The 1,929-nt window shown below is 71.8% G+C and carries 3 protein-coding genes; all 3 read right to left on the bottom strand.

Features of this window, described 5'->3' with window-relative positions; genetic code table 11:
- Window positions 1-1,434: TrbL/VirB6 family protein (locus tag C1I98_RS38415; RefSeq protein WP_368773561.1), on the bottom strand; the 1,434-nt coding region annotated here is incomplete at its 3' end.
- Window positions 1,435-1,441: 7 nt separating this feature from the next.
- The gene (locus C1I98_RS38410) at window positions 1,442-1,750 is read right to left on the bottom strand and encodes a hypothetical protein (RefSeq protein WP_111172128.1); all 309 of its coding nucleotides are present in this window, start codon (window positions 1,748-1,750) and stop codon (window positions 1,442-1,444) included.
- A partial coding sequence (locus C1I98_RS44795; RefSeq protein ID WP_233508559.1) for a hypothetical protein occupies window positions 1,747-1,929 on the bottom strand: 183 nt, incomplete at its 5' end. The genes C1I98_RS44795 and C1I98_RS38410, both read right to left, overlap by 4 nt.

The following is a 1,929-nucleotide window of genomic DNA, read 5'->3' as shown; positions in this document are numbered from 1 at the left end:
CGGGTACCAGCGCGGCTGCGGGGGCGGAGGCGGCGAGGGCGATGGCGGCTGCCGCTTCGCCGCGGTACTGCCCCGCACCGTTGGAGACGGCGCGGCGGAGGGTCCGGCCGGGCCAGCACTGGGCCGCCTGCCACCTCCGGTACGCGTGGCACGCGTGGCGCGGGCGGTGGCCGAAGATGCGGCAGCCGCACCAGCAGGCCCCGCCGCCATGGCGGATGCGGCAACGGCGGCACTACGGGCGGCAACACGGCTGCCGCTGCCACCGGTCCTGCTGTGGCCATGGCCGCCGCCGCTGCGTCTGCCCAGATGCAGCGCGTTCAGCACCGGGGAGGCGAGTTTGTAGGCCACCGCGTACTTCACGATCCGGGTGACCACCGACCCCCGCCCACCGGTCTGGGCGAAGATCCGCCGGCCGACCCAGCGGGGGATGCGGACCAGGATGATCAGCAGGCAGAGCACCACGATCAGATTGACGAGCTGCCCGCTGGGCAACAGGCCGAGCAGGAGCCGCCCGTCTTGGTTGAAGAAGATCCGCACCGCCAGCACCAGGGTCAGGGATTGGGCGATCTGGATGATGAGCAGGCCGGTGAAGGCGCGGCCCCAGAACCGGGCCGCACCGTTGGTCCAGGGCAGGGCCAGGCAGGCCAGCGCCAGCGGCGCGGCGACCACCAAGAGCAGCACCAGCGCGGTACGCATCACATAGGCGATCAGCAGCACGACCAGCAACACCGCGGCGACCAGGGACAGCAGGATGTAGAAGATCGCCTGCTGCCCTCCGGTGATGATCAGCAGCCGCAGGGTGGCGACCGCCCGCCGGGCGTCGAAGTCCTGGCCGAGCAACGCCCGCGACAGCGCGTTGGCCAGCTCCACGGCCTTGGCGCACAGGATGAAACTGGCGTTGGCGGCAAGGACCGCGGCCAGCAGGCGCGGCAGGACCTCCTTGACCGCGTACCGGGTCTGCACGGTCTGGTGGCCCATCGCGGTGATCGCGCCGATGGTGGCCAGCAGCACGAACCCCGAATCGGCGATCAGCAGACTCGCCTTCCACAGGTCGAAGATCCGCTGATCGGCGGTCAGGTCCGGGGTGGCCAGCACGGTCACGGCCAGAATGTCCAGGCAGGGTTTGACCGCCAGGGCCAGCAGCCCGGCGAACCAGGCATTGATCTGCCCGTTGATCAGGTCACCGATCCCGATCCCGAACCCGCCTCCCTCGCCGGGCGGCGGCAGCGGCGTCGGTGTCGGTGCCGGTCCTGGTGCAGCTATGGGGGTGGGTGCCGGTGGCGGAGGCACAGTGGCAGACGCGGCTGCCGCCATGGCGATCGTTGCGGCGATCAGTACGACGGTTGCCGTCAGCACGGCAGCAGCGGCAATAGCGGCACCGGAGGTGGTGGCAGTGGCGGTACCGGTGGTCGTGGTGGTGGGGCGAGCGGTCATCGGTGCCTCACCCGCCGACCACGCGCCGCAGCACGGACACCAGCAGCGGGGCCAGCAGCGCCAGCGCGTACCCGATCGCCGATGCCCGCAGTGCCAGCTTGGCCTTCTGTACCTCTCCCGGGTCGCCACCGGCGATCAGGTAGCGCAGGCCGCCGATGGTCAGCATGAGTGTGGCCAGGGCGGTGAGCAGGCCGATCAGCCAGTTCCGCAGGTTGGTGAACACCACGCCCAGATCCGCCGGAACGGCACGAGCAAGGGTGGCGGCGAACGCGCCGGTCGCCACCACGGCGATCAGCACGACCGCCACCACCGTCATGCCGATCGCCCAGGCGGCGATCCACCGTGGAGGCGGCGCGCCGCGCCGGGCGCGGCAACCCGCGTTCCGCCGCCGCGCGTTCCGCTGTGCTCGTGGTTGTTGCCGCGGGTGGCAATCGGCTTGCCGCCGGGCGGCAGGGTGCCGGCGGGCGGCTGCCGGGTGTTGCGAGGGGCAGCGGG

This window comes from Spongiactinospora gelatinilytica (assembly GCF_003236385.1).
In the GTDB taxonomy this organism is placed as follows: Bacteria; Actinomycetota; Actinomycetes; order Streptosporangiales; family Streptosporangiaceae; genus Spongiactinospora; species Spongiactinospora gelatinilytica.
The sequence above is the reverse complement of the archived record's forward strand: the minus strand, read 5'-3'. Positions and strand labels throughout refer to the sequence as shown.